We start from the raw sequence: 5,376 nt of genomic DNA, 5'->3' as shown, positions 1-5,376 counted from the left end.
CTATTACTTTATAGCTTCAAATAATGAGATCCCCAGTCAAGCTGAGGATGACGGTTTGAACGTCACTTCGAGTGGTTTTATGGAATGAAATGTAATAAAATTGTATCGAGAAGTATTGTGTAACTGTTCTCGATACACCTTCGTTGCTCTTCGGTACTCGAACTGACGGTTTTTTAAAAAAATTCGCTTAACCTTTCTCAAGAGGGGAAAACCTTTGTTGCTGATTCTCGACTGCGCTCGAATTGACAAATAAACTGTTAACTTGGAGGTAATGTAATATCTGTTTTTTTTAAATGTTAGTTCATTTCATGTTTTTTTACACACCCCTAACCCCTCTCAAGAGGGGAAAAAATCATCTCGAAGGTGATTCGAGAACTATTACTTTATAGCTTCAAATAATGAGATCCCCAGTCAAGCTGAGGATGACGGTTTGAACGTCACTTCGAGTGGTTTTATGGAATGAAATGTAATAAAATTGTATCGAGAAGTATTGCGTATCTGTTCTCGATACACCTTCGTTGCACTTCGGTACTCGAACTGACGGTTTTTTAAAAACATTCGCCTAACCTTTCTTAAGAGGGGAAAAAACTCTTTTGCTGATTCTCGACTGCGCTCGAATTGACAATTGAAACGTCATCTCGGAGGTAATCCGAGAGCTGTTACTTTATAGCTTCAAATAATGAGATCCCCAGTCGAACTGAGGATGACGCTAAATAAAAAGCTTAGTTTTGGAATTCGTCTTTTAGATCTTTACTCTTTTCCAACTCCAAATATTTATCTACAAAAGCTTTTACACCATCTTCTAAACTAGTTTGTGGTTTAAAATTTATATAATTAAATAAACTTTCAACATTAGCATAAGTAGATTGCACATCTCCTGGTTGCATTGGCTTAAACACCATTTTCCCTTTTTTTCCTAACGCTTTTTCAACAGCTTTTACATAATCTAATAATGCAACTGGACTGTTATTTCCAATATTAAATATTTGATATGGCTTTGAACTTTTTGATGGTGTTGGATGCTTTGGATCAAATTCAGGATTGTTTTCTTTTGGTGGTTTTGGCAATAAACGCTTAATACTTTCAACAATATCAGCAACATAGGTAAAATCTCTACTCATATCACCATTGTTAAATACTTCAAATTCTTTATCTTCAACAATTGCTTTGGTAAAAATATGCAATGCCATATCTGGTCTTCCCCAAGGGCCATACACTGTGAAAAATCGTAAACCTGTGGAAGGAATGTTAAATAAATTAGCATATGAATGCGCCATCATTTCATTGGCTTTTTTACTAGCTGCATACATGGCTAATGGATGATCGGTACAATTATCTTCTTGAAAAGGAATTTCTTCACTTAAACCATAAACCGAACTTGATGATGCAAAAACTAAATGTTCTACCGGATACGCTCTACAACTTTCTAAAATATTTAAAAATCCGGTAATATTACTATCTACATAAGAATGTGGATTCTTTAAAGAATAGCGAACACCTGCTTGCGCCGCTAAATTAACCACATAATTAAACTGCTGATTTTCAAATAACTTTTTAATATTATCTAAATCAGTTAGGTCTAATTTAATAAATGAAATTTGCCCTTTTTGCTGTAAAACATTATATAAAATACGATCGGTTTCAAAACCTAAATCTTGTAATCTGGCTATTTTTAAATTAGGATCGTAGTAATCATTAATATTATCTAACCCAACAACTTCATAATTATTAGTTACCAGTAGTTTTGCTAAATGGTAACCAATAAACCCTGCCATTCCGGTAATTAAAACTTTCTTCATTTTAACATTATTCATTATTTAAATTTTGATTAAAACCTTGACTGGTGAAATACGATTTGAGCCTTTTGGCTAAATGCATTTTACCGTAATAGGTTTTTAAATATTTTTCCCTTTTCAAAGCATCTTTTTGTGACAAACAAGCCTCAAAATAAATTAATTTAAAAGGCAGTCTATGCTTCGTTGAAGTTACTTCGCCTTTTTGATGTTGCTCAAATCGTACATTCAAATCTTTGGTATATCCAACATAGTAATTTCCATCTTTCTCACTTTTCAACAAATATGTATAATAAAACCCTTCCATTTTTGAATGTATTTCACTGGTTAAAACCCAGCCATTCCTGTAATTAAAACTTTCTTCATAAATACAACATTCTTATTTAATGACAAAAATAGAATTAAATATACAAACGGTTTATATATGCGCTAATTATTTTAAAATAGTAACAAACAATTAAAAATTAACTCCCTAAATTTGAACAACCAAATAATAATACAATGAATAAACAATTAATAGAATGCGTTCCTAACATTAGCGAGGGTAGAGATTCCAATAAAATTAAAGAAATTGCTTCAGTTGTAGAAACTGTTGAAGGTGTTAAATTATTAGATATAGATCCAGGAAAAGCAACCAACAGAACGGTTATTACCTTTGTTGGTGAGCCTGAAAATGTAATTGAAGCTGCCTTTAGATTGATTAAAAAAGCGTCGGAATTAATTGATATGAGTAAACATAGCGGCGAACATCCGCGTTTTGGAGCTACAGATGTTTGTCCGTTAGTACCTATTTCAGGAATTACTTTAGAAGAAACTGCTGTTTTTGCACATAAATTAGGCGAACGTGTTGGTAAAGAATTAGGAATTCCTGGTTATTTTTACGAAAAAGCGGCGAAAGAGGATAAAAGAATAAACTTAGCGAGTTGCAGATCTGGTGAATATGAAGGCTTAAAAGAAAAGTTAAAAAATCCAGCATGGAAACCAGACTTTGGTCCTGCAGAATTTAATTCAACAGTAACAAAAACTGGTGCTATTGCCATTTCTGCGCGTGATTTTTTAATTGCCTATAACATCAATTTAAATACCACCTCTACCAGAAGAGCAAACGCTATTGCTTTTGATATTCGCGAGGCTGGAAGAGTGCAATATGAAGGAAATAAACTTTCAGGAAAACCAATGTTAGATGCGAATGGTGATCCTATTAGAATTCCTGGAAAATTAAAAGCCGTAAAAGGTATTGGCTGGTATATAGAAGAGTATGGAATTGCGCAAATCTCTTACAATTTAACAAACATTAGTATTACATCTATGCACGTTGCTTTTGACGAAACTGTAAAAGCTGCTACTGAAAGAGGTTTACGCGTTACTGGATCGGAATTAATTGGCTTAATTCCTTTAAAAGCAATGTTAGATGCCGGCGACTTTTTCCTAAAAAAACAAGAACGTTCTTTAGGAATTTCAGAAGAAGAGAAAATTAAAATTGCAGTAAAATCGTTAGGTTTAGATGATTTAAAACCATTTAACCCGAAAGAAAAAATTATTGAATATTTATTAGAAGACAGCACTAAAAAGTTGGTAGATTTAACCGTTCGTGATTTTGCAGAAGAAACTGCCAGCGAATCTATGGCTCCGGGTGGAGGTTCCATATCGGCCTATGTTGGTGCGTTAGGAGTTTCATTAGGAACCATGGTAGCCAATTTATCGGCGCATAAAGCTGGTTGGGATGAAAAATGGGAATATTTTTCTGATTGGGCTGTAAAAGGTCAAGCTTATAAAAACAAATTATTGTTTTTGGTTGATGAAGATACCAATGCTTTTAATAAAATTATTGAAGCATTTAGAATGCCTAAATCTAACAATGAAGAAATTGAAGCTAGAAAACTTGCCGTTGAAAACGCTACTAAATATGCTACTGAAATTCCGTTTCAAGTGATGGAAACAGCATTTAATTCTATGGAAGTAATGCAAGCAATGCTAAAAGATGGTCTGCAAAATTCCTTGTCTGATGCTGCTGTTGGCGTTTTATGTGCTAGAACTGCTGTTGTGGGCGCTTATTTTAATGTGAAAATTAATGCAAAAGACATAAAAGATCGGGTTTTTGCTGATACTATGTTGGCCAAAGCTAATGAAATATATAACAAAACTATAAAAACAGAGCAAGAGGTTATTGATTTTATAAATTCTAAAATGTAAGTAATTTATGAACCGTCATCCTATACAAACTTAGGATGACGGTTTTTTATCTACCCTAACTTTTTATTCAATTATTTTTTTCTTAAATCCATTCTCTCGTGTAAAATTCTCGTAATTTCAACGTAATTTTTATTTATAGTACGGTAAAAAATGATATGCTTATTTGTTTTTACTCCCAACAGTCCTTTAGTAATTCCGTCATAGTTTTTTCCTAAACAGGGATTGCGCGCAATTTCTTGACAGTTTGAAATCAAAATTTCGTAATACTTGTCGGCTTGGTCTTCTGACCAAACCTCAAATGTATACTCCCAAATTTTCGACAAATCCTCAACAGCTTTATTTGTCAGTTTAAATTCAGCCATTAAACTGTTTTGTTTGCTTTTAAAGAATCAAGATGCTTTTTTGGATCAAAATCGTTTGCAATTCCGCTATCAATTCCATCTTGAATTGCTTGTTTCAATGCAATTACCTTGTTTTCTTCCTCTTCTAAAAGTCGTAATCCTGCACGTATCACTTCACTAACATTTTTAAATCGACCTTCCTTTATTCGTTCTTGAACAAATTGGTCAAAATAATCCCCTAATGATATTGATGTGTTTTTATTCATTTTAATTTATTTTGAAACAAATATACCAATAATTGGTATAAATTACAAGATTGTAAATTTATATAACCGGATAATCCACAAACTAAAAATAGTTAATAGATTCCTTGTTTGCGAAGTTTTGATAAAAAATATGGAAATCTGGTCCTTTGGATGATTCTTTTCTTATAACCTTTATATTTGAACCATCATTGCGAATGTAACGCAGTGGAATGAAGCAATCTTACACTCAAGTAAAAGATTACCACGTCTCTGCTCTCCTCGTAATGACGTTTATGAACCTCATTGCGAATGAAACGCAGTGGAATGAAGCAATCTTACACTCAAGTAAAAGATTACCACGTCGCTACTCTCCTCGTAATGACGTTTATGTACCTCATTGCGAATGAAACCTTGTGGAATGAAGCAATCTTACACTCAAGGAAAAGATTACCACGTCGCTACTCTCCTCGTAATGACGTTTATGAACCGTCATTGCGAATGTAACCTAGTGAAATGAAGCAATCTTACACCCGAGAAAAAGATTACCACGTTGTAAATATTCCTCACAATGACGATTTTTATTCTAAATTTTCAATCAAAAGCTACTCCCACAAATCACGTTTATCTTTATCCATAATTTCCTTAATTTTTCGTTCTTCCCAATCAGCACCTAATAAAAATTTCATTCCAAAAACATTAAATGCGTGAAATACAATTCCTATTCCCCAAAAAATAGCTGTATTATAGGTCGACCATTCCCAAAAATGACTCCAACCATCATTGGTTGCTAATTGCATAATAATT

6 protein-coding genes are annotated in these 5,376 nt (G+C 33.1%); 1 reads left to right on the top strand and 5 read right to left on the bottom strand.

What is annotated here, in order from left to right; translation table 11 throughout:
- Nucleotides 1–722 precede the first annotated feature (722 nt).
- Both ABY298_RS14665 and ABY298_RS14660 read right to left on the bottom strand, forming a co-directional pair.
- Nucleotides 723–1,814 (bottom strand): NAD-dependent epimerase/dehydratase family protein, encoded by a 1,092-nt coding sequence (locus ABY298_RS14665; protein WP_372746802.1) that lies wholly within the window; start codon nt 1,812–1,814, stop codon nt 723–725.
- Complete coding sequence (locus tag ABY298_RS14660) at nt 1,807–2,100, bottom strand: GIY-YIG nuclease family protein (RefSeq protein ID WP_372746801.1); 294 nt, start codon at nt 2,098–2,100, stop codon at nt 1,807–1,809. Before ABY298_RS14660 ends, ABY298_RS14665 begins: the two co-directional genes overlap by 8 nt.
- A 194-nt stretch (nt 2,101–2,294) precedes the next feature.
- Here ABY298_RS14660 and ftcD point away from each other — a divergent pair, with 194 nt between their 5' ends.
- Entirely contained in the window at nt 2,295–3,986 is a 1,692-nt protein-coding gene (gene ftcD / locus ABY298_RS14655) for a glutamate formimidoyltransferase (protein ID WP_372746800.1), read from the top strand.
- Between the two features lie 71 nt (nt 3,987–4,057).
- Here the strand turns inward: ftcD and ABY298_RS14650 are convergent, their stop codons facing one another.
- The 3 genes from ABY298_RS14650 to ABY298_RS14640 all read right to left on the bottom strand — a co-directional run.
- A complete protein-coding gene (locus ABY298_RS14650; RefSeq protein ID WP_372746799.1) occupies nt 4,058–4,348 on the bottom strand; it encodes a type II toxin-antitoxin system RelE/ParE family toxin in 291 nt (96 codons plus the stop codon).
- Nucleotides 4,348–4,593: a type II toxin-antitoxin system ParD family antitoxin gene (locus ABY298_RS14645; RefSeq protein WP_372746798.1), complete on the bottom strand. Its 246-nt coding sequence runs from the start codon at nt 4,591–4,593 to the stop codon at nt 4,348–4,350. Before ABY298_RS14645 ends, ABY298_RS14650 begins: the two co-directional genes overlap by 1 nt.
- Before the next feature lie 581 nt (nt 4,594–5,174).
- Nucleotides 5,175–5,376, bottom strand: a 202-nt coding sequence (locus ABY298_RS14640) for a 2TM domain-containing protein (protein ID WP_372746797.1), incomplete at its 5' end; no start/stop codon positions are given.

Source organism: Lutibacter sp., assembly GCF_041596795.1.
GTDB lineage: Bacteria > Bacteroidota > Bacteroidia > Flavobacteriales > Flavobacteriaceae > Lutibacter.
The sequence above is the reverse complement of the archived record's forward strand: the minus strand, read 5'-3'. Positions and strand labels throughout refer to the sequence as shown.